Raw genomic sequence first — 1,747 nt, 5'->3', positions numbered from 1 at the left:
GCGATGCAACTGCCCGCGGGTCGCACGCGCCGCGGTCTCGGCATCGCGCGCCGGCGCGGGCGCGGAAGCGCCGGCCAGCAGGGGCTGCAGGGACGCCTCCGCCGGCTCCTCGGTCCAGCCCAGTTCCGCGCACAGCAGATGCAGCTGGCGGTGCAGTTCGCGCCACTCGCGCATGCGCAGGAAGCCGAGGAAATGCCGGCCGCACCAGTCGCGCAGCTTGGACTGGGTCAGGTCCTCGTGGGCCTGCCGGTAGCCGTCCCACAGGCGCAGGATACCGACGAATTCCGAGCGCGCATCGGCGAACTTGGCATGCGCGTTGTCAGCGGCCTCGCGCGCCTCCGGCGGGCGCTCGCGCGGATCCTGGATGCCCAGGAACGCGGCGATCACCAGCATCGGCCGCAGGCAGCCGTGCTGCTGCGCCGCCACCAGCATGCGCGCCAGCTTCACGTCCACCGGCAGCCGCGCCATCTTGCGGCCGATCTCGGTGAGCTTGCGCAGGCCATGGCGGTCCGGCTCGCCGACCGCGCCCAGCTCTACCAGTTGCTGCCAGCCATCGGCCACCGCACGCTCGTCCGGCGGCTCCAGGAACGGGAAATCCTCGATCCGTCCCAGCCCCAGCTGCAGCATGCGCAGAATCACCCCGGCCAGGCTGGAGCGGCGGATCTCCGGATCGGTGAACTCCGGCCGCGCCGTAAAATCCGCCTCGGCGTACAGCCGGTAGCAGATGCCCTCGGCGATGCGGCCGCAGCGGCCCTTGCGCTGGTTGGCGCTGGCCTGCGAGATCGGCTCGATGTGCAGGCGGTCGAGCTTCTGCCGCGGGCTGTAGCGCTTGACCCGGGCATAGCCGGGATCGACCACGTAGCGGATGCGCGGCACCGTCAGCGAGGTCTCGGCGACGTTGGTGGCCAGCACCAGGCGCCGCCGCTGACCAGGGTTGAACACCCGGTCCTGGTCGGCGTTGGAGAGCCGCGCGTACAGCGGCAGCACCTCGGTCTCGCGGTACTTGCGCCGTTCCAGCGCATGGTGCGCATCACGGATCTCGCGTTCGCCGGGCAGGAACACCAGCACGTCGCCGCGCGGATCCAGCCGGGTGATTTCGTCGATCGCCGCCACGATCGCCTGGTTGACCGTGCGGTCGCCGGCGTTGTCGCCGCTCTCGGCGTCGGCCTCCTCGCCGCCCGCCTCCTCCAGCGGCCTGTAGCGCACCTCCACCGGATAGGTGCGGCCCTCCACGCTGATCACCGGCGCATCGTCGAAATGCGCGGCGAAGCGCGCGGTGTCGATCGTCGCCGAGGTCACGATGACCTTCAGGTCCGGTCGCTTGCGCAGCAGCTGCTTCAGGTAACCGAGCAGGAAATCGATGTTGAGGCTGCGCTCGTGCGCCTCGTCGACGATGATCGTGTCGTAGCTGGACAGCCAGCGGTCGCTGGCGATCTCGGCCAGCAGGATGCCGTCGGTCATGAACTTGATCCGGGTCTGCTCGCCGACGCGGTCGTTGAAGCGCACCTGGAAGCCCACCGTCTCGCCCACCGGCGTGCGCAGCTCCTCGGCCACGCGGCTGGCCACCGCGCGCGCGGCGATGCGCCGCGGCTGGGTGCAGCCGATCATGCCGGCGGCGCCGCGCCCGGCGGCCAGGCACAGCTTCGGCAACTGCGTGGTCTTGCCCGAACCGGTCTCGCCGGCGATCACCACCACCTGGTGCTCGCGGATCAGCGCAACGATGCGCTCGGCCTCGCGCGCTATCGGC

At 71.0% G+C, this 1,747-nt stretch carries 1 protein-coding gene; it reads right to left on the bottom strand.

From position 1 onward, the window contains the following. The coding region (hrpA, locus tag D180_RS09465; protein WP_017912598.1) for an ATP-dependent RNA helicase HrpA at positions 1-1,747 on the bottom strand (1,747 nt) is incomplete at both ends.

It is taken from the genome of Xanthomonas sp. SHU 166, assembly GCF_000364685.1.
Classification (GTDB): Bacteria; Pseudomonadota; Gammaproteobacteria; order Xanthomonadales; family Xanthomonadaceae; genus Xanthomonas_A; species Xanthomonas_A sontii.
This window is presented reverse-complemented; position numbering and strand designations above follow the sequence as displayed.